General features: G+C 39.1%; 22 protein-coding genes. 13 read left to right on the top strand and 9 right to left on the bottom strand.

What is annotated here, in order from left to right:
• From BLS33_RS20795 to BLS33_RS20785, 3 genes are read left to right on the top strand one after another with little or no spacing between them, the layout of a single operon-like run.
• Complete coding sequence (locus BLS33_RS20795; RefSeq protein WP_089894489.1) at window positions 1-2,199, top strand: LysM peptidoglycan-binding domain-containing protein; 2,199 nt, start codon at window positions 1-3, stop codon at window positions 2,197-2,199.
• 2 nt (window positions 2,200-2,201) lie between these two features.
• Window positions 2,202-2,606: an OsmC family protein gene (locus BLS33_RS20790; protein ID WP_089894487.1), complete on the top strand. Its 405-nt coding sequence runs from the start codon at window positions 2,202-2,204 to the stop codon at window positions 2,604-2,606.
• Window positions 2,594-3,130, top strand: a complete 537-nt coding sequence (locus BLS33_RS20785; RefSeq protein ID WP_089894484.1) for a DUF922 domain-containing protein — start codon at window positions 2,594-2,596, stop codon at window positions 3,128-3,130. The genes BLS33_RS20790 and BLS33_RS20785 overlap by 13 nt, the downstream gene beginning before the upstream one ends.
• A gap of 20 nt (window positions 3,131-3,150) precedes the next feature.
• Here the strand turns inward: BLS33_RS20785 and BLS33_RS20780 are convergent, their stop codons facing one another.
• The 5 genes from BLS33_RS20780 to BLS33_RS20760 are packed head-to-tail and all read right to left on the bottom strand — an operon-like array spanning window position 3,151 to window position 5,846.
• A complete protein-coding gene (locus BLS33_RS20780; protein ID WP_089894481.1) occupies window positions 3,151-3,696 on the bottom strand; it encodes a hypothetical protein in 546 nt (181 codons plus the stop codon).
• A gap of 21 nt (window positions 3,697-3,717) precedes the next feature.
• Window positions 3,718-4,254 (bottom strand): hypothetical protein, encoded by a 537-nt coding sequence (locus tag BLS33_RS20775; RefSeq protein ID WP_089894478.1) that lies wholly within the window; start codon window positions 4,252-4,254, stop codon window positions 3,718-3,720.
• Window positions 4,255-4,311: 57 nt separating this feature from the next.
• A complete protein-coding gene (locus BLS33_RS20770) occupies window positions 4,312-4,563 on the bottom strand; it encodes a hypothetical protein (protein ID WP_089894475.1) in 252 nt (83 codons plus the stop codon).
• A 41-nt stretch (window positions 4,564-4,604) separates the two neighbouring features.
• The gene (locus BLS33_RS20765) at window positions 4,605-5,261 is read right to left on the bottom strand and encodes a hypothetical protein (RefSeq protein WP_089894472.1); all 657 of its coding nucleotides are present in this window, start codon (window positions 5,259-5,261) and stop codon (window positions 4,605-4,607) included.
• Window positions 5,262-5,297: 36 nt separating this feature from the next.
• Complete coding sequence (locus BLS33_RS20760) at window positions 5,298-5,846, bottom strand: hypothetical protein (protein WP_089894468.1); 549 nt, start codon at window positions 5,844-5,846, stop codon at window positions 5,298-5,300.
• Window positions 5,847-5,989: 143 nt separating this feature from the next.
• Between BLS33_RS20760 and BLS33_RS20755 the strand changes: the two genes are divergently transcribed.
• Entirely contained in the window at window positions 5,990-7,993 is a 2,004-nt protein-coding gene (locus BLS33_RS20755) for a tetratricopeptide repeat-containing sensor histidine kinase (protein WP_089894464.1), read from the top strand.
• Window positions 7,994-8,002: 9 nt separating this feature from the next.
• Window positions 8,003-8,647, top strand: a complete 645-nt coding sequence (locus BLS33_RS20750; protein ID WP_089894460.1) for a LuxR C-terminal-related transcriptional regulator — start codon at window positions 8,003-8,005, stop codon at window positions 8,645-8,647.
• Between the two features lie 110 nt (window positions 8,648-8,757).
• Here BLS33_RS20750 and BLS33_RS24960 read toward each other — a convergent pair whose 3' ends face one another.
• On the bottom strand, window positions 8,758-8,922 hold the full coding sequence (locus BLS33_RS24960; protein ID WP_176801474.1) for a hypothetical protein: 165 nt from the start codon (window positions 8,920-8,922) through the stop codon (window positions 8,758-8,760).
• A gap of 197 nt (window positions 8,923-9,119) precedes the next feature.
• Between BLS33_RS24960 and BLS33_RS20745 the strand changes: the two genes are divergently transcribed.
• The gene (locus BLS33_RS20745; RefSeq protein ID WP_089894458.1) at window positions 9,120-9,908 is read left to right on the top strand and encodes a hypothetical protein; all 789 of its coding nucleotides are present in this window, start codon (window positions 9,120-9,122) and stop codon (window positions 9,906-9,908) included.
• 69 nt (window positions 9,909-9,977) lie between these two features.
• Here the strand turns inward: BLS33_RS20745 and BLS33_RS20740 are convergent, their stop codons facing one another.
• Window positions 9,978-13,307 (bottom strand): CHAT domain-containing protein, encoded by a 3,330-nt coding sequence (locus tag BLS33_RS20740; RefSeq protein ID WP_089894455.1) that lies wholly within the window; start codon window positions 13,305-13,307, stop codon window positions 9,978-9,980.
• 170 nt (window positions 13,308-13,477) lie between these two features.
• Between BLS33_RS20740 and BLS33_RS20735 the strand changes: the two genes are divergently transcribed.
• Both BLS33_RS20735 and BLS33_RS20730 read left to right on the top strand, forming a co-directional pair.
• Complete coding sequence (locus BLS33_RS20735; RefSeq protein ID WP_143017662.1) at window positions 13,478-14,230, top strand: hypothetical protein; 753 nt, start codon at window positions 13,478-13,480, stop codon at window positions 14,228-14,230.
• A 5-nt stretch (window positions 14,231-14,235) separates the two neighbouring features.
• Complete coding sequence (locus BLS33_RS20730) at window positions 14,236-15,447, top strand: CHASE2 domain-containing protein (RefSeq protein WP_089894449.1); 1,212 nt, start codon at window positions 14,236-14,238, stop codon at window positions 15,445-15,447.
• Between the two features lie 136 nt (window positions 15,448-15,583).
• On the opposite strand, the gene BLS33_RS20725 is transcribed toward BLS33_RS20730, so the two are convergent.
• Window positions 15,584-16,453, bottom strand: a complete 870-nt coding sequence (locus BLS33_RS20725; protein WP_089894446.1) for a hydroxypyruvate isomerase family protein — start codon at window positions 16,451-16,453, stop codon at window positions 15,584-15,586.
• Between the two features lie 46 nt (window positions 16,454-16,499).
• Here BLS33_RS20725 and BLS33_RS20720 point away from each other — a divergent pair, with 46 nt between their 5' ends.
• The 3 genes from BLS33_RS20720 (at window position 16,500) to yidC (ending at window position 20,418) form a co-directional block, all read left to right on the top strand.
• Complete coding sequence (locus BLS33_RS20720; protein ID WP_089894443.1) at window positions 16,500-16,742, top strand: DUF3820 family protein; 243 nt, start codon at window positions 16,500-16,502, stop codon at window positions 16,740-16,742.
• A gap of 48 nt (window positions 16,743-16,790) precedes the next feature.
• On the top strand, window positions 16,791-18,428 hold the full coding sequence (locus BLS33_RS20715) for a CTP synthase (RefSeq protein ID WP_089894440.1): 1,638 nt from the start codon (window positions 16,791-16,793) through the stop codon (window positions 18,426-18,428).
• 139 nt (window positions 18,429-18,567) lie between these two features.
• Complete coding sequence (yidC, locus tag BLS33_RS20710; RefSeq protein ID WP_089894438.1) at window positions 18,568-20,418, top strand: membrane protein insertase YidC; 1,851 nt, start codon at window positions 18,568-18,570, stop codon at window positions 20,416-20,418.
• A gap of 1,066 nt (window positions 20,419-21,484) precedes the next feature.
• Here the strand turns inward: yidC and BLS33_RS20705 are convergent.
• Window positions 21,485-23,002 (bottom strand): fasciclin domain-containing protein, encoded by a 1,518-nt coding sequence (locus BLS33_RS20705; protein WP_089894435.1) that lies wholly within the window; start codon window positions 23,000-23,002, stop codon window positions 21,485-21,487.
• 296 nt (window positions 23,003-23,298) lie between these two features.
• Here BLS33_RS20705 and mnmA point away from each other — a divergent pair, with 296 nt between their 5' ends.
• Both mnmA and BLS33_RS20695 read left to right on the top strand, forming a co-directional pair.
• Window positions 23,299-24,489, top strand: a complete 1,191-nt coding sequence (gene mnmA / locus BLS33_RS20700) for a tRNA 2-thiouridine(34) synthase MnmA (RefSeq protein WP_089894432.1) — start codon at window positions 23,299-23,301, stop codon at window positions 24,487-24,489.
• A 56-nt stretch (window positions 24,490-24,545) separates the two neighbouring features.
• Window positions 24,546-25,487, top strand: coding sequence for an NAD(P)H-dependent flavin oxidoreductase (locus BLS33_RS20695; RefSeq protein ID WP_089894429.1), 942 nt, complete (start codon window positions 24,546-24,548; stop codon window positions 25,485-25,487).
• Window positions 25,488-25,589: the final 102 nt, after the last annotated feature.

Raw genomic sequence — 25,589 nt, 5'->3', positions numbered from 1 at the left:
ATGAAACAATTTTTAAAGATTACAGTTGTGGTATTGTTGTTGGTCTTCGCCGGCTGCAAGGCTACTGCACAGAAATTTTCTACCCATGCGGTAAAAAGTGGAGAAACATTAGAGGCTATCGCTAAACAATATAAGGTCACCCAAGCAGCTATTCTTACTTATAATAAAGAAATTAGGGAGGGACAAAGCCTAAAAGCGAATACGATTTTGGTCATTCCTAAGAGTTCAGGTGTTACAGAACAAAAAACCACGAACAGTACCGTCGTTAAGCAGAAGGAGACAGTTAGTGGGCAAACGGAGAATGGTGAAAAACCCTATGGTTTTACCTCTTATCGCGTAAAAAAGAGAGAAACGTTGTATGGAATTGCAAAGCGTTTTAATATTTCAGAAGACGATATTAAGAAATATAACCGGCAACTGTATTCCAGTCAATTGAAAAGGAAAATGCTTCTTAAAATACCGAAGTTTAAAAATGCTCATAATGCCGAAGGCTCTGTTAATGAGGATGATTTTACGATGTACAAAGTATTACCCAAAGAGACCCGTTGGAGTATAGCGAATAAACACGGGATTACCATTGACAGTCTGTTGTTATTGAATCCTGACCTTTCAAAATCATCCGATTATTTAAGGGAGGGCCAAGAACTAAAAATGCCCATAATTGCGGGGAGTACGGTTGAAAAGCAAGAAACGCAACTGTATATGTCGTATACGGTGCCACCGAAGATGAACTTTTATCAGTTAGAGAAGAAATTTGGCGTAAAATCTGATGAAATAGTTCGATTAAATCCTGAGATACAGCAGCGACAGGGGTTGAAAGAAGGTATGGTTATTCGTATTCCACAGCAAAAATTGGATGCGCAGGACATAAATACCGATAATTTTATCTTTTACGAGGTAAAACCAAAGCAAACCGAATTCTCGTTGACCCGTAAATTAGGGATTAGCTATAAGGATTTACTATTGTTGAATCCGGATCTCGAAGGCGGCTTAAAGGCAGGTATGGTATTAAAATTACCAAAAGACCAAACAGGTGACTTTGAGGTGAAAAATGCATTGGTACTCGATAAGATAAATCTGCTGGATAGCATTGATCGTACCAATACTCCAAAGCTTATGTTTCTGCTACCTTTTCGATTAGATAGAATCGATGTCGCCAACAAAGAGAATGCTCAAAAGTCTTTAGAGGCAAGGGTAGATGCAAAGCTCAGCTTAGGTCTCTACTCTGGTGCCCTGATAGCGCTTGATTCATTGGCATCGTTGGGTATTTCTGTAGAAGTGAAGACTTTCGACAACCAATTGAACTTGGCGAAGACCAAGGAAATATTGCGTCAACAAAATCTTTCGCAAATAAATGCCATTGTGGGGCCTCTAGACCTTCCTTCTTTGAAGGAAGTGGCTATTCAGGCTTCAAGATATCAGGTTCCGGTAATTGCCCCTATACCTGCTACGAGTGACTTAAGCCTCAACAACGTTTTCTTTTCTTATACATCAGATGACATTCTTCGTGAAGATATGTTGAATTATATGGATGGTGTAGTAGAAGATCAGAATATTATAATCATTGCAGATTCTGACCATGTTACTGAAAGAATGGCCATTTTGGAGAAATTTCCCCAAGCTAAAGTTGCTGTAGTTAAAGAAGAAGAGAAGAATATAGGCATTAACATCGAAAAATTGAAATCACTAGTATCCGAGGAAACCGATAATTGGGTCTTTGTAGAGACCGATAATTTCAAACTGGTGTCAAGTGTGACCTCTATTCTAAATTCATTTCAAAATGCTTTGTTAGACCCTACCGATACAAATGGGGTAAAGGTTAAAATGCGTATGTTCACGACCAACAAGAATAAGGCTTTTGACAATGATGTGATATCGAATTCGCACTTGTCAAATCTGCATTTCACTTACCCTTCAGTTTATAAAGAACCAGGCAATAACGGATTTGTCAAGCGGTATCGCCAACGGTTCGGAGATTATCCGGATCGGTACGCTGTACGTGGATTTGATATTACCTACGATTTATTATTGAAATTGGCCTACAAGAGTGACTTGATGCAGGTTTCACAAGAGATTGGCGAAACGGAATATGCGGGGAACAAGTTCTCTTATAAGAAAGATAATACCTCTGGTTATTTCAATCAGTCTACCTATATCATGTCTCTTGACGATATGCTCATCAAAGAGGTGAAAATGTAACAATGACTTCAAGAGTAACTTATACAGGGAATTTAAGAACTAGATGTGAACATTTGCGTTCAGGGAATACTTTTATTACCGATGCGCCAGTTGATAACAATGGTTTGGGCGAAGCCTTTTCGCCTACCGATACAGTGGCCACGGGCCTTGCTAGTTGTATGCTTACGGTTATGGGGATAAAGGCAAAGGGACTTAATATTGATTTGACCGATTCAACTGCGGAGGTAACCAAGTACATGGCGGAAGCACCTAGGCGAATTTCGAAGATTGAGGTAAAATTAAGTTTGCCCTCTGGTATTTCTGAAAAGAACCAGAAGATATTGGAGCACACGGCCAATACCTGCCCAGTGCATCAAAGTTTGCATCCCGATATTGAAAAAGTGATTTCCTTCAAATGGGAACTATAAGATACATTCTTTATTTTATTTGCACTTTTTCAGTTGGTCTTGTCTTTTCGCAGGAGGAAGAAATTATTCCTTGGAGTTCGGAAAGAAAATTGGCTTGGACCGATTTTAAGGGAAAGCCTTTTACCACAGCCTGGGCGGCGGCTACAACGGCTTCGGGAATATCTTATGAATTTTCGACCTCTGGAACTATAGCTGCTCCACAACTTACGATTAGCGTGGTGACCTATTTTTATCCTCAAAAATCATGGTACCGTCCAGAATTGTGTGATTCTATTATATTGGGCCACGAACAACTTCATTTTGATATCTCTGAACTTTATGCTCGAAAGCTGCAAGAAAGACTTGCCGAAACGAAGTTTACAGAAAATATAAAGTCAGAAATAAAAGCAATTGCTACGCAGATAAATAGGGAATTGGGACAGTTTCAAAACCGTTACGATCATGAGACCAATTTCTCTAGAGACTTGCAAAAACAACGTTTTTGGAACAAGATGATTGCCGAGGCCCTTGTCAATGGTTATTGATATTTAATTCAAAAGAGGTGTCACTCCCAAGTGACCGTTCCGTCTAAGGTTAACAAGGTGCCTGTTTCTGTATTTTTAACTGCGGTATCACTAAAAATCATCTTTTTTTCAGAAATATCGAAATCAAATGAATCGCAATTGGAAAATGTAGTTGTGCTCCCTTCTGAGATGCACCCATAACGATAAGGCGTTCCATCTACCAGAATTGCCATGGAAACGGCCCCAGCGCCCACAACAATGACGAAACCATTGTCTTTGTCATCAGTAATTATGGAACTGAGATTCTCAGGGTTGGCTGTTCCGCCGGTGGCACGTTCCTCCGAAATCTTGGCTCCTTTGTTCACAATAGCTATAGATTCCTTTATTCCCGTCAGGTCGTCCCTCCCGTAAACGACGTCTCCGACAATCAAGGTTTTACCCACAACCGTTGTATCGTCGCCGGATAATAGAATTGTACCTTCCCCTCTGGTTTTTGAAGGTGTTTCAACCTCGTTATCATGATGGTTACAGCTTACTGAAATTAAACAAAGCAATATAATAACTAGGTGATTTTGAAAATGTTTCATAGGTCTTTGTTCTGCAACGTATTAAAATCGAAATGAAACACCTAGCGAAAGAAAGGCGACTCCGTACCCGCCTTCAGCAAATACAGCAAAGTTTTCTCCGAAAAACCAGCGACCACCTACAAAAACGGTTCCACTAGGCCTGTTGTTTAAACCACCGCTATTTCCGTCATACGAAACGATATTAAAAGATAGCATGGCTCCCCCATAGACATCGAGGTTTTCTACTTCTAGACCATTGTAATGGTAAGCTCCCCGTACACCGATAATGGTGTAGGTCCACTTTTCATTCCCTCCGAAATAGTCATATTTATAGGTTTTGGTACCAAAATATCCGCCAAGACTGATAACACCTGGGCCTCCTATTTCCCATACACCACGTTCGTAGCTCACATTTAAGCCCAGACCTTGCGATGAGGTGCCAAAATTGCCGTAATTGAAATTACCACCGATGCCTATACCGGCATTGATAACATTGGTGCCTTTATTGAATTCTTGGGCCATCATGAATGAAGGGACCAGAAGAAGGATAAGCGTCGTGTAAAAAAATAATTTTTTCATAATAGTCGTTTCTAAATAATGTTTCTTTGGGTGTAATTGGTTTTAAAATGATGAATTTTAATCTTCACAGACTGATTTGGCCAGCGCAATGCTTTCTAGCGTTTCTTGGTCAAAAGCTCCGCAGTTTCGTTCCAGCTTTTCGAGTTCCGCAATGGTCTGGGAGCAGGTGAGGTCATCATTGTCATTAATTTCCTGAACTTTTCTTAAGCACTCTAAGCTGTTCAATGTATCCACGGCCTCTTTCGCTTTAGAGCAATCGGTAAAAACAAATAGGGACAAAACAGCCGCAATCAAAATAGATTTTCTCATAACTTATTGGTTAACAAATTTATATGGTTTATTTTTTTGGTTCAATTTTCGTATTTCATATCTTCAAACTTACCATCGGTGATGATATACTTTTTATTGGTGTCTTCGTCGATAGCCGTATAACTGAACTCACCTGAAATTAAATAGTTTACTTTGTCCAAAGCGGTTATTTTTATGCTGATCGATTCCACTATCTCTGTAGAAATTTCATCGTCTTCTACCTTAGTGTCGGGATCCTCGCTATAAATCGCAAAGGCACCACCATTTTCAGGAATTACAATATTGGTTACAGTGGTGAAAGAGGTGCCAGCTTTTAATGCATTGAAATCTTCACCATACATGAATAAATATATAGACCTTGGTTTGCGTATATCAAGTTTTACGTCTAGGGCGATTACCCCAATCCCGTAGAAATTTTCATTTACACTTACCGAGGCACCTGCAATGTATTGTTGAAGCACCGTTGTAGTCTTAAAATCGTTTCCGTTGACTTTGGCTGTTAGAGAGGAGTTGATTTCTTGCTCCCCCTTGTCGTCTTCATTTTCGCCATCATTTCCGTTATCCAATTGGTCATCCTTGACTTCATCTTTAACAAGGTTGTCGAATGGCGTATCGATACCGTTGGGGGTACAACCAATGTTTACCACCAGTATTAAAACAACCATAAATAGGTAGTGCTTCAATGTTTTATTTCTCATAGTGAGTTTTTAAATTGTTGTTTTTTGGATGAAACATTATTCTTCTTCAAAGGAAGTTCCGGCAAGTTGTACCGTTATGCTGCTTTCACCCATGGTTATCATCTTAAAAGCACTTCGTACCGGTTTAGGAACGCTTTGCCATAAGGCATCTGCGTTTTCTTTACTTGATAAATTTATTGTCGCGGTCTCTCCGCTGAAATTCTTTGATGCTTTTTTTACGTTTTTTGCTTTTGAGATTTTCTCATAGAGTGCATTGAGATTATCATCATCATAAGTGACGTTGTGAATGATGACTACCACATCTGGGGTATCTTTGTCTTTCTTTTCTTTGTTTCCACTACCGAAAAGCGAACCGATGGCCTTTGCTGTTTCCTTGGTGTTCTCTACAGTACTTTTGACTGCTTCTGATGTGTTTTCCGAGACTTCATTGATCTCTGCAGATGCTTTGTTTATTTGATCGACTTCCTTTATGGTCTTTTTCTCCTGTTCTTTATCTCCAGTTTCGCTCCTACCGGTATTTTGAGCAATAAGGAGACTGCAGCACAAGAATACGATAATGGGTAGTGTGTTTTTTAATGTTTTCATTTTGGCTCATTTAGGTTCAACATTCTATCGGTAAAATAAGGGCTTATCCTTTTTTGGGTCAATACGGGTATTCCCGTAATTTGGGGGGGCTTTATTTTTTGACACCAATATTTTTCTACCTTAGAAACCTCAAAAGCCTTTCAATGCGAAAATTGCAAATACATGTTTTTTTGATTTTTTTCCTATGTAACCTGAACATTAATGCACAAATAACCGATGGGTTATCGGAAATTGATGTACTAATGGAACAAGGAGACAGCTTGCTGAGGGACAATCATAAAGAGCAGGCCTTTGACAATTATCAACAAGCATTGGCTTTGGCAGCTGTTATTGACGATACAATGGCCCTAGCCGATTTACATAAGAAAATCGGAGTCTATCATTATCTTAAAAAGGAGTTTGAAAGAGCCGAAGAAAGTTACAGGAAAAGTCTGCAGCTTGATAGTACTACTAAAACAGCTGCCGATACCTACTATAATCTTTATCTATTAAAAAGAAAATTGCCGAAACAAGGCAATATATTGCCTTATTTGGAAAAGAGTATTGCCTTGTACCAAAACTTGGAATACGATGCCTCTACCTATAATGCTTACCTCAGTGCCGGTACGGTTTATAAGAACAACCAGCTTTATGATAAGGCCTTGGAATTATTGCTGTTGGCACATACAGGTTTTTCCGATTTGAACGACTCGCGACAGTTGGCCAAGGTTTCTAGTGCTATAGGAAACATCCATAACCACTTGAAAAACTATGATCAGGCCTTGGATTTCCACAAACAGGCTCTGGAATTGGGGAATTTAAACAATGGAGAAGATGAAAAATCAAGCTACTATAATAATCTGGCCATCGTTTATAAAAATTTGGGACAGCAAGACTCTGCCATCGTTTATTACACCCAGGCCCTCAATTTATTAGAGTCCGACAATGTAAACTATGGTAAAATTCTATATAATCTTGCCAACTTATACAAATCAAAGGGGCGGAACGATTTGGCTAGGGAAAATTTTGAATTATCAATTTATTACAAGAAAAAAAAGAATGACACGGCAGCCGTAATGTATAGTTACAATGGTATGGCCGATCTTAGGCTCATACAGGGTAATCTCAAATCGGCAAAGGTCTATTTAGATTCGGTTGCAAGTTTTCTTCCCCATATTTCCAATCAATTGGTTTTGTTGGATTATTATAAGAATCAAGTCACCTATCAGCGGAGAGTCGGAGCCTATAGATTGGCCTCCGATTATCAAAAAAGGTATTCTGAACTTTTTGAAAATGTTTACGATTTAGAACGCACGGAGATTATACAGACCATGCAATCTCGTTTTGCCTATGAAAAAAAGGTCAATGAAAACCTTCAACTTTCCCTTGCCAATCAAAATAATCTGTTGTTGTTGGAGCAACAAAGAGGGAATCTTCTTAATAAGAATTGGATGCTCGCCTTTTTAGGACTTGTGGTGCTGTTGCTGACTATAAGTTATTACGTTTATGCCCAGAAACAAAAAGCAAAGGAACAGGCGCTTAAAATAGAAAAATTGGAGGCTATATATCAAGGTCAGGAAACTATAAAAAAAAGAATAGCTAGGGACCTTCACGATATCGTAGCTGCAAATTTTAACGGGCTTCGATTAAAGGTGTTGGCCATGCCGCGGGCTTCAGATCAAAATGTTCTAGCCGAGAACATAGCTTCCGATATAGAAGTAGTCAATGACCAAGTAAGAAAGGTCTCCCATAGGTTGTTTCCTTTAGAAATGATGGCTAAGGGGCGTCCATTTACCGCCATTATAAAATCGCAGCTGGCAGAATTCCAATTGTATAGAAAGATTGAAGTGCAACTTGAGCAAGAGCTACCCCCAGTTTTGAACGATTTGGATTTTGAGGTTCAGAATCACATCTATAGCATATTGCTTGAAGTATTGCATAATGTAGCCAAACATGCCCAAGCTACACAACTAGATATCGATTGTGAGGTCATCGGCAATAAGATTTTGCAGTTTAGAATAAAAGATAACGGTATGGGGCTTGACGATAGCGCCAAAAATGGTATTGGATTATTGAACATAAAACAAAGAGCAGAGCTGTTGGGTGGGCATAGCAGTATTCAAAAAGTAAACGGAGGAACCGAGGTGAAATTTAGTTTCCCCATTTAGTATAAAACTATGGACAAACCTTTAAAAATTCTTATTGCCGAAGATTCGGTCATTTTCTCGCAAGGTCTACAGCAACTTCTGCTACAGTATCCAGAAAAGATATCGGCGGTTTTCGTAGCCCATGATTACCAAGAGACTTTAGTACGATTGTCTGAAACGGACATAGATATTTTGATATTGGACCTTAATTTTGAGTCTACCCATTTTGATGGATTTACCATCGCTAGAAAAGTTAAGGAAAATTACCCATTGGTAAAGATTATCGTACTTACACAGCAAGCTAAGATCGACAGTTACGAAATCTTGTTTTCAGAAATAGGGGTGCAAGGCTATCTTGATAAGAAGCTGGGCGTAGGTGAGACCTTGGAAGCTATCGAAACCGTGGCCGAAGGAAATACTTATGCTGACAAAAATATCAAGGCGATGCTCGAAATCGGGCGATGGATGGAAATTTCAAAAAGGGAAAAGGAAATTGTAGAGCTTTTGGCGCAGGGGCTTACCCAGAAAGAAATTGCGGACAAACTCTATATCAGTATCCGTACGGTAGAAACCCATATAAAAAATTGCACACAAAAATTGGATGCGAGAAATACGGTAAATTTAATCTCAATCTATGTGAGTTACAAAAATGCCAATAGGGAAGGTGCCTTATAGATTGAAATCTTAAAACAGATAGAAGAATTTCGATGTGATAGGCACAACATCTTAAAAAAAGAACTAAAAATAACCCTGAACGCTATTAGAACGTTCAGGGTTGTATGAAACTAGATGTTCGGTTCCATTTCTGTGTCCGCATCCTCGTCATGTGCCTTGGGTAAAAGTAGCTCCAACTCATCATAGATGACTGCTTCTTCAACCTTTTCACATGAAACGAAAATTACATTTAACAATACAACTGCGATTACTAATTTGATAAACTTGAGTCTCATCTTCTTAGGATTTAAGTGTTATTAATTCCGTTAAAAAATGAGAGGCCTCTCATGTATGATCCAATGTGATATTTGTTTCTGAATCATACCGCAAGTTGCATCGAAATGCACCGTTACATTTGACATGTCAAGTCATGTCAAGTCATGCCTTTTGTCTTTACAGGTTAAAAGCAGTATATTTTTACATATTTTTGGATATGTCAAAATGGAAATTTTCTAGAGCACATATTCCAGCATTTATTTACCTCATGGATCAGGTTCTAAAAGATGATGTCTATAAGGAGGATGATAATATCTATTTGAAAATTGCAACCGAAGGCACCCTCGATAGGGAAACCATCCATCAGCGCACTATTCAAAGAGCATTTGACTTAAGGGAACAATTAAAGCAACAAACACAATTGACCATTAAAGAAGTTCACAAGCCAACCCTTAAAACGCTCAACGTTATTACCAATTATTATTTTGAGGGGAAGCCCAGTACTTTCTTGAAATTTGAAAAGGAAAATAAGGTGGAAATAGTTGCTCACTATTCACTAGTTGAACAATCGGATAAGATACTTGATATTGTATTTGAACAAGTTCCATCAAAAATAGAATTGATTCAAGAACATATTTCGGCACTTGAGGGTTTGTTGGAAGAATTAAAGGAAGGTTCTTTGGAATCGTTCGTAAATACGGTCACGGAAAAACGGCTAGCTGGTATGGTCGAGAATCAGGGAGCGGAGGCAATGCGCACAGAACTTGAAGAATTTATCAGAGCGCGTATCAAGGCATCAGAAGAAAAAATGCGGCGTGCCTCACTGTTGTATCGTTTTTTAGGAGGGTTCGGATTGTTATTTGTGGCCGCTCCAAATTTTTTAGACTTCAAAGGGATGTTGATCGATGATTTTATGGATGATAATGACGATGTTCCGGACGATTTGGTGGAGGAAGATGACTTGGATGATATGGAAGATGATGACGATTTAGATCCCTTGTTTTAATTTTCGGGTTGTTGAATCGACTATATTCTAATTTTAAAGTAAGATAGTTCGACTATTCCCCTAATGTTGTTACTGAATCAAAACGAACGAGGCCCAAAAGTAGGGCTCAGGATGTGCTTTTTTAATATCTTCCCTTGTTTTTGCATATGCCTCCTGCATTGATAGTTTCTTTTGTAACAGATACGAGTAGAAGGCGGTCATATATTCCTTAGTGACCATATCGTCGACTTTCCAAAGGGAAAGCAGTAGATTTTCAGCACCTGCCATTTTAAGTCCGCGTTGTAGGCCAAAAACCCCTTCATTGGACGACGAACGTCCCAAAGCGGTTTCGCAAGCGGACAAGGTCACCAATTTTACATTTCTCAAGTTCAAGTTGGCCATTTCATTGGCGGTTACGATACCGTCTTCCAATTGATTAGAAACTTTGTTCCCAGATTTCCAAAACCGGTTTGCGCCTGCAAGGGCCAAACCGGAACGATTCATGGGGTCTTGGTTTTCTTTTATAATGCCATACCCAACATTTTCTGAAGCCGTAAACATATCCTCTTCAACGGATTTAACATAAAAAGCATGTGTGGCAACATGTAAAATATCGGGTCGTTCTTGTTCAATGATATGATAAAGTCGCTCTTCGGTAGCATTTTGCTCAGAATTGATGATGGCGGTGAGCCCTTGTGATTTAACCAAATCGTTCAACAGATTTATTTCTTCGGCTGTGCCGGCTAGTGCCGTAAATTCGCCCGAACGTTCTTTTCCACCACGTGTTGAGGTTTCTGAAGAAAGGTTGTAATCGTAGTCTATTCCACCTAATAGGGCCACCTTATTATAGGGTTGGTAAGAGGCCCTTGTTTTTGCAATATTTTTTGTGCTTCCGACTCTGATAAGCCGATACTGATCGGATAAGAAGCTACCATTACTGCTCGAAAGCGCATCGAAACACAACGAATGCAATATGCCGGTCGGTGCGTAGAACAGGGTCTTGATATTTTTTAGGTGTTGCTCAAGGGGCTTCCAAATAAGCTGGTATAATTGGGTGGCATTGGTTTTGTAGATGTATTCTGTTTGTGCCAACGTACTACCCATATTATCTGTGGGTTCCAAAAATGATTTTAGGTCGGTATCTTGAAATAAAGGTATGAATTCAGGATGGGTATCGTTTTGCATAAGTATAAAAACTCCATAGAATATAGCTTCTGAATTTTCAGAGAAGGCATAGGGGGAGTAGGAAACGAATTCCAAAGCAGCTTCCCTAACTTTAAGTTGGGACTTGACATGTGTAAAATTCAAGTCTGAAACGTCAAATAACTTAACTATTTGCTCTTTATTCTTTTGTTTCAAAATCTTTTCGTAAGCCCGATCGTAATCGGCCAATGAATCTTTTTGTCTGCTGCTACTATTCAAATCTTTCGATTTTTCTTTAACCTCGAGGTAGTCATAGAACAGCTTTTTTAATTCACGATCATTGGTGTCGAGGTAATTGTCTGCCATGGTCATGGCGCTGTTCAATTGAAATTCTTTGAACAGTAATGCAGTATTGTATCCAAGCCCTAAGACCTCTTCTGATTCTTTTTTCCGTTCACTTAAAAAATAGAAGATATTGTCTGAAATATATTTTTCCTCATTTTCCTCCGGGCGAACTAACGAATTCATGTTTCTTTCAAATACTTCATCTGTAACCGTATTGATGTATTGCGACATATATTTATCCGCTTTTTCACTTTGCCCCATTTTTTCACATGCAAGCGCCATCCCCGAAAGGGGAGAGAAATATAAGTCTAGCAATGAAGGTTCTCTCTTAGGGTTTATTTGCGTTTGTATTTCGAGTGATTCAAAACTGTTGAATGCCTCTTGGTACTTTTCAAGTGCCAAGAGTGACTGTGCTCTTACGGTTTTTGCTTGTTGTATATCGGTGCTATTGTTTTTTGTGCCTTGCGCCTTTAGGTTTGTAATGGCTATTTCACTCCATTTTTGGGCGTTCTGAAATTCTTTCATTTGAAAATAGGTAAGGGCCACAGTGTACTCACTATTGGTATGGGCAATACCTTTATTGTTTTCTGTCAAATTAACGGCATAGGGTAATGCCTGTCTATACTTTTTTTGAGCAAAATAGAGGCTCCAGTATGAGATGTTGATGATACTCTCGTCATAGTCTCCCCTTTCGATTTCAGGTAGATTTTGGTAAATGGAAGCAAAATCGTCCAGATTTTTTTTGGCAAGACCGTATTCTTTCAAACGTAGGTTTGCACCGAACAAATTATGGGTTTCCATTAATCTTGATGTACCTGTTGTATTTGAATCGTTCATTTCTGACAGGTTCTTCTGGGATGTACGCTTTAATTTATCGTATAGTAATGAGTCGTTTGTTTTGAGGTTGTTCCATGCATATTTTATGCTATCCATCGAAATGTCGAGGTCAGATTCGGCTGCCATTTGTTGAATAGCCTCAAAATTCAAGTTCATATCGCCAATTGATAGATTATCGAGGTCGTTTAGGTCTTCTATACCCAAAAGGGTTGTTATTTTTTGTGCGATTTGGTTCATTTCCCCATTAAATTCATCCGCGCCATCGGGGTCGACTTGTTGTAGCTTTTCTAAAAGGGCCGCGTTATTGGTGAAGTCGGTTTTAGTGTCCATTTCTTCTTTTAAATCTGCCAGGGCCAACAATTTGGCAATATCGGCGTCTGTATCTTCGTCTTGGGAGTATTCGGCCATACGAAGTATATCTTCTTTTGAAAAGGTATTGGAATCTACCGCTTCTTGTAATGACAGTGTAGCTGCAAGGGCTTTATTTTCGGTACTGTTTTCGGTTCTAGTTGGTGAAGTCTTTTCAGTAGTGGCCGTATTGGCCTTTCTGTTTTCTTTTTCCTGTCTTTTTTTAATACTTGAATTAAGAGCTGCTATTTGATATTGATATAGGTCTTTTATAGGGCCTGTTAAAGTACCCTTTTCTTCAAAAAACTGATATATGGCGAGTACATCTTCGTATCGTTTTGCTCTTTCATAGCCCTGTAGCATCCCCGTAGCTTGGCTAAAAATAAGAATTGGGAAATTTTCGTTTTCGTAAGATGATTGTAAAAGTGTATTGAACGAAGATTTTAAAAAAGATATGCCTTTGTCGTATTCCTTTTGCTCCAAATAGATAGAATTTTCCAAGCTAATTGCCTGTAATGTCAACATCGTAAAAGTTTCTTGTGGCTTGGAATCTTGAATCTTTTTTCTAATCTGACCAAGCAAAGTCATTGCCTCATCGTATTTTTTGGCTTGAATAAGGGTTTGTGCCGTTCGAATTTCGGTCGAAGCGGTTATAAGAAGGTTTTCTTGGAAATCTTTGGAAGAATGGTCGATTGAAAATAATCCGAAATGTATGGAAGTGGTCAATAGAAAAAGAAATACTTTCATTGTTCTGGCCTGATGTTAAAGAATACTCACTAAACTTACAATAATTATCTTATTTTAGTTTTCCATTTTAGTTGAATTTCGAGGAAGGCTTACGATATGTAAATCCTAATTTTAAAATGAAGAAATCCCTTTCCTCAAAACAATTGAAAATAACTTGAATTTTATATTTGATGAAGATTGTCATTTGTTTGCTCTTACTTGTTATGCAGCCGCTTTTTTCACAAGCAGATGAATTTCAGGTGTTTCAGGTTAGAGGGCAAATTACCTATGGTCCTGATTCCATACCTGTTTCGCGGGGGAATATCTTAAAGGTTGTTACAAAAGATAGCTTTCAATTTTCCACCAAGAACGATATGGCCAGGTTATGGAATATTGATCAAGAAGAGTATATGTTCTTGTGCCATCCTTCACGATCTGTAGGAAAAAAGAGCATCCTATCGCAAAAAGAATACACGTCTACCCGTGGGGCAGATAATAACTTTTCATACCTATTTGTTGATAATAAAAAATTGCTGCGGCCCAAGAAAGTGAAGGTCTTTTTTGTTCCAAAAGATGCCGATTCCTATTATTTTTTTAAATATAAAAAAGATGCAGATATAGTGCGGAAAAAGCTCATATTAAATGAAGAGCGCATGCTTTTGATCGGCGATGACATCTTGGAAGCAGGGTGCGATGGCAGTGCAGATATGCTGTCTTATGGTACTATCGGTTTTTATGACGCTACCTCGGGTACCGACAAAATTATGAAGGGTGTGGCCTATGTTTTTACAGATTTTGAAAGTGTCAGAGATGAATTAACGCTTCTCAAAGGTCTTTTGGAAGCAACAGGAAAAACCGAATCGGAGATTGATGCTGAATTGATGGGGTATCTAAAAGAGAGCTATGGGTCTGATATTGAGTTGTCAGATTTCAGGAGGAATTAATTACAATGAACAGAAAACAAATCAAATTTTGCGCAATCAATACCTTGGGCGCTCTGCTGTTGTTTTTTGTGCTTCAAAAGAGTCATATTCTTCCGGGCGAAAACAGCAAACTTTTCTTTCTTGGGCCTTTGGTTAAGAATATATCAATATCTGGGACACCTGAAGGCTATAAAAAGGAATTTTTGATTATCAATACCAGCTATGATAGAATGTTGGTGCCACATTATGAAAACGTTTGGGGAGGTGCTGATTTCGAAGGTATACAAAGAGGTAATGTTGCTATTTTGGACAGGGAAAAACTGGCCCGATTCTTTGAACGTATTGAGCGTTTTCGCAATTATCGCTATATCGTTTGTAACGTGTTGTTCGATCAGCCTTCTGACTATGACAGAGATTTGCTTTCGTCGATGCAGAATGCTAAGAACATGGTTGTGGCGCAAGGAGAGGATATTAATAAAGTATTGTTAGACTTTAAAGGGCTTAATTTGGGTTTGGATGCCATTTATACGCCTGGGGGGTCGTTCAGCAAATATCGACTTTTTGAGAAATCGGGCGATACGGTTTTAAAATCTATGCCGCTTATAATGTACGAAGCTTTATATGACCAGAAGATAGATCCTGGGTTTTTCTTTAGCCGATTGAACGGCTCCCTAATATTCAACGATTTTACGCCTGAATACGAAGTAAAAAATGATGATATAGTCCGACCAATTGATCTCGGCGATATTTTATTGTTTGATGATGCCCATCTCGCCGAGCTCACAAAGGATAAAATTATCATTATCGGTGATTATTATAATAACCTCAAGAAAACAGTCTATGATGCAAAGACACCTTCACATTTGATATTATTGAATGCTTTTTTAGCCTTGGAGAAAGGGTACCCTAAAATTTCATTCTGGTTGGTGGTTAGTCTCTTGCTTATTTTTCTGTTTTTCTCCTTTTTGGTAATTACGAAGCAGAGTAAAGTGGAAAGCAAGGTATTTAAATATCCCCTGCTTGGTGGTCTTGTGGGCGGGGCAAGCTATGTTTTGGCCATGTCTTTTTTTTCGATATTAATCAATTCCATTTTCGACAGTAACTTTAATTTGGCCTACATGGGAATCTTCTTCTATTTGGAAAATATAGTCGTTAACCGCCATTTTCATTACCTGAGAATAAAAAGAAGACTAAATATAGGGCAGAATACGAGTAGAAGAAGAAAATCGACCAATTGAAAAAAGGCAGATAACAGAAAGGATTCGAGTTTGCCACAGACCATTGTACCAGAAGCAATTCCTTTGAATTACTTAGAAGATCTAAGCTTCCAATTCTATAGATTTTTTCTATAAAGAATCAAGATTGCTTACTAGTTTACACGTCACAAATAGTGACCCCTTGTTTTAAAGCTGCAATCTGGTCATCCCATGAAGGTACAAACTCTTGAGCAACATAACCTTTATAACCTGTTTTCAAGATAGCCTGCATGATTGCAGGGTAAAATAGCTCTTGCGTTTCATCTATTTCATGCCGCCCTGGGTTGCCTCCGGTATGGTAATGTCCAAAATATTGATTAAAGTCTTGAATATTGCGAATAATATCCCCTTCCATAATCTGCATATGGTAAATATCGTATAGAAGTTTAAAATTCTCAGATCCGATCTGTTTGCAAAGTTCAACGCCCCAGTCGCTCTTGTCACACATATAGTCGGGGTGGTTTACTTTAGAGTTCAGTAGTTCCATTTGAACCACAACGCCATGTTTTTCAGCAACTGGCATTATTTTTTTCAGTCCTTCGGCACAGTTTTTTAATCCTATTGCATCATCCATTCCATTACGGTTTCCGCTAAAGCATATCAGGTTGGTAAAACCGGCTTCCGCTACTTTCGGTATCATTTGGGTGTAATCGGCAATAAGTTCTTCATGCAAGCTAAGGTCGTTCCATCCTTTCTCAATCCCAAAACCGGCACCCCAACACATAGAGGAGTGGATACCATATTTTTTCATTAATGGCCAATCTTCAGGTCCGGTAAGATCCATGGCTTTAATGCCTAATTCATTTAGGTTCTTCAGAAAATCTTCCATTGGAATGTCTTTATAGCACCACCTGCAAACACTATGATTGATATTGTTTTTTAGCTTGTAGGTGTCGCTTTCGGCATTCGGCATTGCATTTCCATTTTTATAGGCTAGCACGCCAACTGAAGCTGCTGCCGATGTTCCAATAAATGTTCTTCTTTTCATGATATGATGAATAATCGGGATTAAAGATATATTTTTAAACCCACAAATGGAAATATCCCCGGACAAACGAAAGCTTCTTGAGTTGGCTTATTATAGAATGCCTTTTGGTAAATTTAAAGGCCGCTATTTGGTAGACCTTCCCGAACCCTATTTGATTTGGTTTAAGCAGAAAGGCTTTCCACAAGGTAAGTTGGGAAATTTATTAGAGGCGATGCTGGAGATAAAGATTAATGGTCTTGAGCCTTTGATATATAGAATTCAAAAAGATTTTCCGAAAGATTCCCTATAATTTCCTATTGCAATTTGTATCTTTGAGCCCCGTAACAAGGAAACTAAGATGCCAGATACAAAATACATTTTCGTTACGGGAGGAGTTACCTCATCTCTTGGGAAAGGAATCATTGCTGCCTCATTGGCCAAACTACTACAGGCTAGGGGTTATAAGACCACTATTCAAAAATTGGATCCCTATATCAACGTCGATCCGGGCACACTGAATCCGTACGAACACGGGGAATGTTATGTGACCAATGACGGAGCTGAAACCGATCTTGATTTAGGCCATTACGAGCGTTTCTTAAATGTAAGAACATCGCAGGCCAATAATGTTACTACCGGTAGAATTTATCAAAGCGTTATCGAAAAAGAACGCCGAGGTGAATTTTTGGGTAAAACAGTACAGGTTGTACCTCATATCACGAACGAGATAAAAGAACGCGTTCAGGTATTGGGTAAAAGTGGTGAGTATGATATCATCATTACTGAAATTGGTGGTACGGTCGGTGATATCGAGTCGTTACCCTATATTGAAGCGGTACGGCAGTTGCTTTGGGAATTGGGTGATAATAATGGTATTGTCATTCATCTTACCTTGGTCCCTTATCTTTCCGCGGCCGGGGAATTAAAAACAAAGCCTACTCAACATTCGGTGAAGACTTTGATGGAAAGTGGAATAAAGGCCGATATTTTGGTGTGCCGAACAGAACATGAGATATCAGATGAAATAAAGGATAAATTGGCCTTATTCTGTAATGTTAAGCGTGAAGCGGTCATACAGTCTATTGATGCTTCCACAATTTACGACGTTCCTATTTTGATGCAGCATGAAGGTTTGGATACGGTCACGCTTAAGAAATTGGCCTTGTCGGATGAAACCGCACCTGACCTGGAACAGTGGAAAGAGTTTCTAGAGCGACATAAGAATCCGAAACACGAAGTGACCATAGGCTTAGTGGGGAAATATGTGGAACTCCAAGATTCGTACAAATCGATATTGGAATCGTTTATTCATGCAGGTGCCGTAAATGAAGTTCGAGTCAATGTGAGATCCATACATTCCGAACATATATCCGACACGAATCTCACAACTAAAATGAAAGGTCTAGATGGTATTCTTGTAGCGCCGGGCTTTGGTGAGCGAGGTATCGAAGGTAAAGTCAAGGCTGTGCAATATGCCCGTGAAAACCGAATTCCGTTTTTGGGTATCTGTCTAGGGATGCAAATGGCAGTAATAGAATATGCCCGTAATGTGTTGAAATTGACCGATGCCAATTCTACCGAAATGGATGGAGGTACTACTGACCCGGTCATTAACCTTATGGAAGAACAAAAGAGTATTGTGAATAAAGGGGGCACCATGCGCTTAGGGGCCTGGGATTGTGAATTGTTGGAGGGTAGTTTGGTACAGGAAGTATATAACGGTGCTTCTGAAATCTCTGAAAGACACCGTCACCGTTACGAATATAACAATGCCTATAAAGAACAATTGGAAAGTGCGGGCCTTATTTCTTCCGGAATAAACTCAAAAACCGGACTTGTAGAAGTAGTGGAGGTTCCTGAACATCCATGGTTTATCGGTGTGCAATATCACCCTGAATATCGAAGTACGGTAGCCAATCCGCATCCCCTTTTTGTAGGATTTGTAAAAGCAGCTTTACAACATAAAAAACAACAAATGAATGCCAGTTTGGCATAATATTTAGAATTGGACATATATTTGCTTGGCTGAAGGTACAGAAACTCTAAAATGCCGATTGCCCGATGGTTATAATATGGAATGGGGAGCTAAATGAGCGGGAACCTGTGTTCAAACAAATGTAAATTGATTTAGATAGATGGAAGAAAAGAAGGTTGATATAAATTCGATAATTGGATTTGTTCTGATTTTTGGGATACTTATTTTTATGTTTTACCAAAATAGACCTACTCCTGAGGAGTTGGAGGCTCAAAAGGCAAAACAAGAACAAGTAGATGCCCAGACGAGTAATAATGATGAGGTAGATGCGACCATTACTGCGCCTGCGCAGATAAATCTACAAGATTCTACCGCTGTAGAGCAATATAGAAGTTCTATTGGAGCTTTTGGGTATACCGCACCGTCAAATGCAAGTACTTCTTTAGAAAATGACCTTGTTCATTTAACCATTAGTAATAAAGGGGGCTATATTACCGAAGCCCGAATGAAACAATTTCATACCTATGACTCCATACCGGTATATTTGGTAAAAGATGGTAATGCTTCTTTCGGCCTTCGTTTCTCCACGTCAGATAACCGAGTATTGAACACTAAAGACTTGTTCTTTGAACCCTCACTCTCAATAAGTGGCGAAAATCAAGTGCTTTCCTTAAAGGCCAAGGTGTCGGCAAGTGAGTTCCTCGAGTTTCGATATGAAATCAAGCCCTCCGATTACCTGATCGATTTTACTATTCGTTCCCAAGGACTTAGTAGGGTCATCAACGGCAACCAGCCCATAAATTTGGAATGGAATTTAAAAGGAATCCGACACAGTAAAAGTGTGGAGTATGAAAACCGTTATACAGAAATGATGTATAACTTCGAGGACGGTAAAATCGATTACCTATCTGCCGCTAGTGATGATAATGAGACAGAGGAAGATGTGAAATGGCTTTCCTTTAAGCAGCATTTTTTTACGTCTATTTTGGCAACCAAGAAAAACTTCAAGACGGCGGATTTAGAATCTAAAAACCTAGTTGAAGAAGAGAGTGAAGCGGTACGATTTACCAAAGATTTTGGAGTGTCGATTCCCTTGACTTTAGAAGGTGGTGAAATTACTGAGAATTTAAATTGGTACTACGGTCCTACCGATGTTGCTGTTTTAAGCAAATATGAAGAGTATGGCTTAGACGATACAATTTATTTCGGATGGGGTATTTTTGGTTGGATTAACCGTTACGTGTTTACACCATTCTATTCCTTTTTGAGTTCGTTTTTACCTTTCGGTATTGCAATTGTAGTGATGACTATTTTGGTACGATTGGCTATGTCGCCGGTTACCTATAAATCGTATCTCTCACAAGCGAAAATGAAAGTGCTTAAACCCGAAATTACAGAATTGGGCGAAAAGTATAAAGATAACGCCATGAAAAAGCAACAAGAGACCATGAAACTCTATGGTAAGGCTGGCGTAAGCCCTATGAGTGGGTGTGTTCCCGCTTTGTTGCAAATGCCCATTTTTTACGCATTGTTTATGTTTTTTCCGACATCTTTCGCACTTCGGCAAAAACCATTTTTGTGGGCCGATGACCTTTCATCTTACGATGCGATAGCCCAATTGCCTTTTAGTATTCCATTTTACGGAGACCATGTAAGTTTATTTCCTATTTTGGCTTCAATTGCTATTTTCTTCTATATGACGATGACGACAGGGCAAAACATGCCAACCCAACCTGGTATGCCCAACATGAAATTCATAATGTATTTGATGCCTTTTATGATGTTGTTTTTCTTTAACAACTATGCGAGTGGTTTGAGTTTGTATTATTTTGTTTCTAACTTGATTACCATTGGTATCATGCTTGTCATAAAGAACTTTATTCTCGACAACGATAAAATTCATGCTCAAATTCAGGAAAACAAGAAAAAACCCAAAAAGGAAAATAAGTTTCAGAAGAAGATGCGTGAAATGATGGAACAAGCGGAACAACAGAAAAAAACAGGGAAGTAATTCTAGAATGTAGTAGTTTTCTTTTTGAGGGAGAACAAGTACCGAAGCTTTTTGACCTATTTTTTCAAATGATATTATTAAAAATTAAAGCCCCGACATTTATGTTGGGGCTTTTAGCATTATTAGGTTTAATTTGGTAAGATTTGGGACTGCAAATATGAGGGATAATCGATACTTTGAAAAAACTTAGTTGTCAATGGTCGATTTTTGTATGTTAATTCTTGATTAAGCGCTCGTTTTGATTTAATTCTGAAGGCACTATTTTTATTTCTTGGAATAGATAACAAAAAAGCCTCCATTTTATAGGAGGCTTCGAGCACTGTTAGGTTTAATTTGGTAAGATTTGGGACTGCAAATATGGGGGATAATCCATCCTTTGAAAAAACTTAGTTGTCAAGTGTCCATATTTGTATGGCAAACCCTAGTATTATGATAAAACTTAAAAAGTGCTGCTGTGTATGACGGGAAAGATGAGAATAAAAAAAAGCCCCAACATATTTGTTGGGACTTTCTGCCTTGTATGAATTAGTTTGGTAAGATTTGGGACTACAAATATGAGTGATAATCCATCCTTTAAAAAAACTTAGTTGTCAAGTGTCCATATTTGTATGGCAAACCATAGTATTATGATAAAACTTAAAAAGTGTTGCTGTGTATGACGGGAAAGGTGAGAATAAAAAAAGCCCCAACATATTTGTTGGGACTTTCAGCATTGTTAGTGTTAGTTTGGTAAGATTTGGGACTACGAAGATGGGGCAGATTTCATCCTTTAAAAAAACTTAGTTGTAAAGTATCTTTTTTTGTATGCTAAGCTGTGCTATTTTGATGTAAGGGTATTGATGACAGAATTCTAGTAGCTTTTTTAGTGTCTTTAGGAACCGCTCATTTCATTTGGCGCACAATCTAAAACTTTTATAATATAATTTTGGTCTGGGAAATTCCCTGTGTTTTCTGAAATCAATGGAAAACCCATAAAAAAACTCCACCTTGCGCTTCCAGTGCACGAAAGCTTGGCAAGATGGAGTATCAACAACCCATTTGTAAAGTCATGTGGTGTTACAAACTCTTAGTGTCCCAGTAGGTCTAAAACCTCTTGTGGAAGCAAGACCTTGTCTATTACTTGGGCCACACCGTTTTTAGCGATTTGGTCAGCAAGTATGACTTCGGCATTTACATCAGTGGCATCATCTATAAATACACCACCATGCAAGTTGATAACTACATTTTCTCCCTGAACGGTTGCGATTTCCTGCCCGTCGCTTAGGTCGGTAGATAGCGCGGAGGCTCCAACTACATGATACGTTAGAATTTTGGCCAATAATTCTTTTTCCGCGTCGGTATCAAAATCGGCCAAGCTCGTGTATTCATCACCTAAGTCATCTAAAAGAGAGGCAAAGGCGGCATTGGTAGGAGCAAACACCGTGAATGGGCCATCTCCACTAAGCGTTGAAACTAAGTCGGCATCTGCCTGTATGAGTGCATCTACTAAAAGGCTAAGATCATCAACCGATTGTGCCAACTCGACTATGTTTGGTTTTAAGGCGTCCAATACTTCTTGAGGAAGCAAAACCTTATCAATAACATGCACAACGCCATTGCTGGCCATTTGATCGGCAAGGATAACTTGAGCATTATCATCACTGGCATCATTTATAAATACACCATTATCAAGGCTAATGACTATATTTTCGCCCTGAACCGTTGCAATCTCCTGACCTTCACTTAAGTCGGTAGAAAGCGCTGCGGCTCCCACAACGTGGTAGGTAAGAATTTTTGCTAAAAGCTCTTTTTCGTCTTCCGTATCGAAATCGGCCAAGCTATTATAATCATCACCTAAATCATCTAAAAGAGAGGCAAAGGCGGCATTGGTAGGAGCAAAAACGGTGAATGGACCATCTCCACTTAGAGTTGCTACTAAATCGGCATCTGCTTGCACCAAGGCATCGACCAACAAACTCAAGTCATCAGTGGCCGTTGCAAGTTGGGGAATATTCTGGGTATTTAACTCGGTTACAAAATCAATAGCTGACTGCGGAAGCAACACTTTATCAATAAGGTGTACAACTCCATTGGAAGCTGTAATATCAGCACCGGTTATGTTGGCATTAGCATCGGACGCGTCTCCCAAGACAAATGTGTTTCCTGAGGCTATAACTTCAATGCTGTTGGCATTTAATGCCGTAGCAACATTTCCTTCGGCTAAATCAGCGGCCATCACTTGAGTGGTAATTACATGGTATAGAAGAATATCCCGCAGAAGATTTTTCTCAGCTTCCTCATCAAAATCAGAAAGACTGTTGTAGTTGTCACCAAGGGCATCCAATAAATCGCCAAATGCATCATTTGAGGGCGCAAATACCGTAAACGGGCCATTCCCGCCTAAGGTTTCTACCAAGCCCGCATCTGCCTGTTGTAGTGCAGCTACTAAATTACTCAGTCCGCTTTCGCCCTGAGCCAGTACAACAATGTTCAAATTGGTTTCCTGTTCCATAACTGCATCATCATCATCGTTACTACATGATATGGTTAGCGAGAGCACGAGCGCTACAAATAAAATTTTAGTTGTTAAGTAAATCCTTTTCATAATAGTAGTTGTTAAATTAATAATGTTTAATGTTTTTCAATAATGTTTAAACAAACCTAATAGATAAAAATGGAAACAAAGAATATTTAACTTTTGTTTATATTTTTTAATAAAATATTAAACAAAAATTGTTCGCAATGAACTGCCTGTATCATAAATAGAATTTTTTACAGCTGTAATGAGCCTATTTTCGAATGGGTAGTTGGGCTCGTAGTGACTCTTAAATGAATCCTAAAAGAATTCTATTGATCTCAAATGAATTACATTTTCGTATTTTTGCACTTTAATATCAAGTGATGAAAAAAGTAGTTGTCGGGCTTTCGGGAGGTGTAGATTCTAGTGTTGCAGCATATTTGTTGCAAGAACAGGGGTACGAGGTTATCGGACTTTTTATGAAAAATTGGCATGACGATTCGGTAACTATTTCAGAAGAATGTCCTTGGTTGGAAGATAGTAATGATGCTCTGATTGTTGCAGAAAGATTGGGAATTCCATTTCAGACAATAGATTTGAGCGTTGAATACAAAGAACGTATCGTCGATTATATGTTCGATGAATACGAAAAAGGTCGTACGCCAAACCCTGATGTACTTTGTAACCGTGAAATCAAATTCGACGTTTTCCTGAAAATAGCTTTGCAGTTGGGAGCAGACTATGTAGCTACCGGTCATTATTGTCGTAAGGGAACGCTTCAAAATGTCAACGGTTCGGAAACTCATCGCTTATTGGCGGGAGAAGATGGAAATAAAGACCAGTCTTATTTTCTTTGCCAATTATCGCAAGAACAGTTATCGCGAACTTTATTTCCTATAGGCGAATTGACCAAACCTGAGGTGCGTCAGATAGCCGCTGACAAAGGTCTGATTACTGCCGGAAAAAAAGATTCACAAGGACTGTGCTTTATTGGTAAGGTAAGATTGCCCGATTTTTTACAACAAAAATTAAAACCAAAAAAAGGAGTCATCGTTGAAGTACCTTCCGATGTTTCGCAATACAATAGGTCACATCCGGCGTTTGCCACGCTACAGGAAGAATTAGCCTATAGATCGGAAAAACCGAAATACCATATCGAAGATGGCAAGGTGGTCGGTGAGCATCAAGGCGCACACTATTTTACCAAAGGCCAGCGCAAAGGTTTAGATGTAGGGGGTACCAAAGAACCGTTATTCGTTATCGAAACCGATGTAATCGAAAATGTAATTTATACCGGTCAAGGCAAGGGCCACCCGGGACTCTATAGGAATACCTTGTTCGTAAGCAATGAGGAATTACATTGGGTACGACCTGACTTGGCATTGCAGTTGGATGGAAAAATGGAGGTGATGGCCCGAATTCGCTATCGCCAACCGCTACAAAAAGCTACCTTATATAAGGTTGATGCTGGACTATATGTGGATTTTGAAGAAAAACAGTCGGCAATTACCGAGGGGCAGTTCGTCGCTTGGTACTTAGCGGATGAACTGATTGGATCTGGGGTTATTTCTTAAATGTACCTCTAAACTTTGTTGATAGGCTTTTACGATATATTTTCTAATATATTTTTGTGCAAAATAGAATTATAAAACTTTTTGGTATTGAATATCCCATTATTCAAGCGGGTATGGTCTGGGCCAGCGGTTGGCGTTTGGCTTCAGCTGTTTCCAATGCGGGTGGTCTTGGCTTGATAGGTGCTGGAAGTATGCACCCCGATATACTTCAAGAGCATATCATTAAATGTCAAAAATCCACAGATAAGCCTTTTGGGGTAAACGTACCTATGTTGTACCCTGAAATCGAAAAGATTATGTCGATTATTGTGGACTCCGGAGTAAAAATTGTATTTACTTCTGCGGGAAACCCGAAAACTTGGACATCTTATCTGAAAGAAAAGGGAATTACCGTTGTGCATGTGGTCAGTAGCGTGAAGTTTGCTTTAAAAGCGCAAGAAGCTGGGGTAGATGCCGTTGTAGCCGAAGGTTTTGAGGCTGGAGGGCATAATGGTAGGGATGAGACGACTACTTTGGTTTTGGTTCCGGCCGTAAGGGAAAAAATAAATATTCCGTTAATAGCTGCAGGCGGTATCGCCACTGGCCGGACCATGCTGGCCGTTATGGTGTTGGGTGCTGATGGAGTGCAGGTAGGCAGTCGGTTTGTAGCAAGTGAAGAGGCTTCTTCTCACCAATCTTTCAAGCAAAAAGTGGTAGCATCTGATGAAGGCGATACCCAATTAACATTAAAGGAATTAACCCCCGTTCGTTTGTTGAAGAATGCATTTTATAAGGAAGTTCAACAGGCCTATAGTAAAGGTGCGACGGTAGAGGAACTCAAAACATTACTAGGTAAAGGCAGAGCTAAACGGGGCATGTTCGAGGGGGATCTTGAAACAGGTGAATTAGAAATTGGCCAAGTAGCCGCCCTGATCCATGAAATTAAACCGGCAGCACAAATTGTAGCTGAATTGATGGGGGAGTTTGAACGCGCTAAAAACGAAATAGCTACATGGTAAACTGATTATGATAAAGTGAGTTTTTATCACTAAAAATTAAAGTTTTGCGAAAATCTATCCGAATTAAGAAATCGCTCCTTAAATCCATTTGAAAATCTAGAA

Origin of the sequence: Kriegella aquimaris (assembly GCF_900103215.1) — a bacterium.
Taxonomy (GTDB): Bacteria; Bacteroidota; Bacteroidia; order Flavobacteriales; family Flavobacteriaceae; genus Kriegella; species Kriegella aquimaris.
This window is presented reverse-complemented; position numbering and strand designations above follow the sequence as displayed.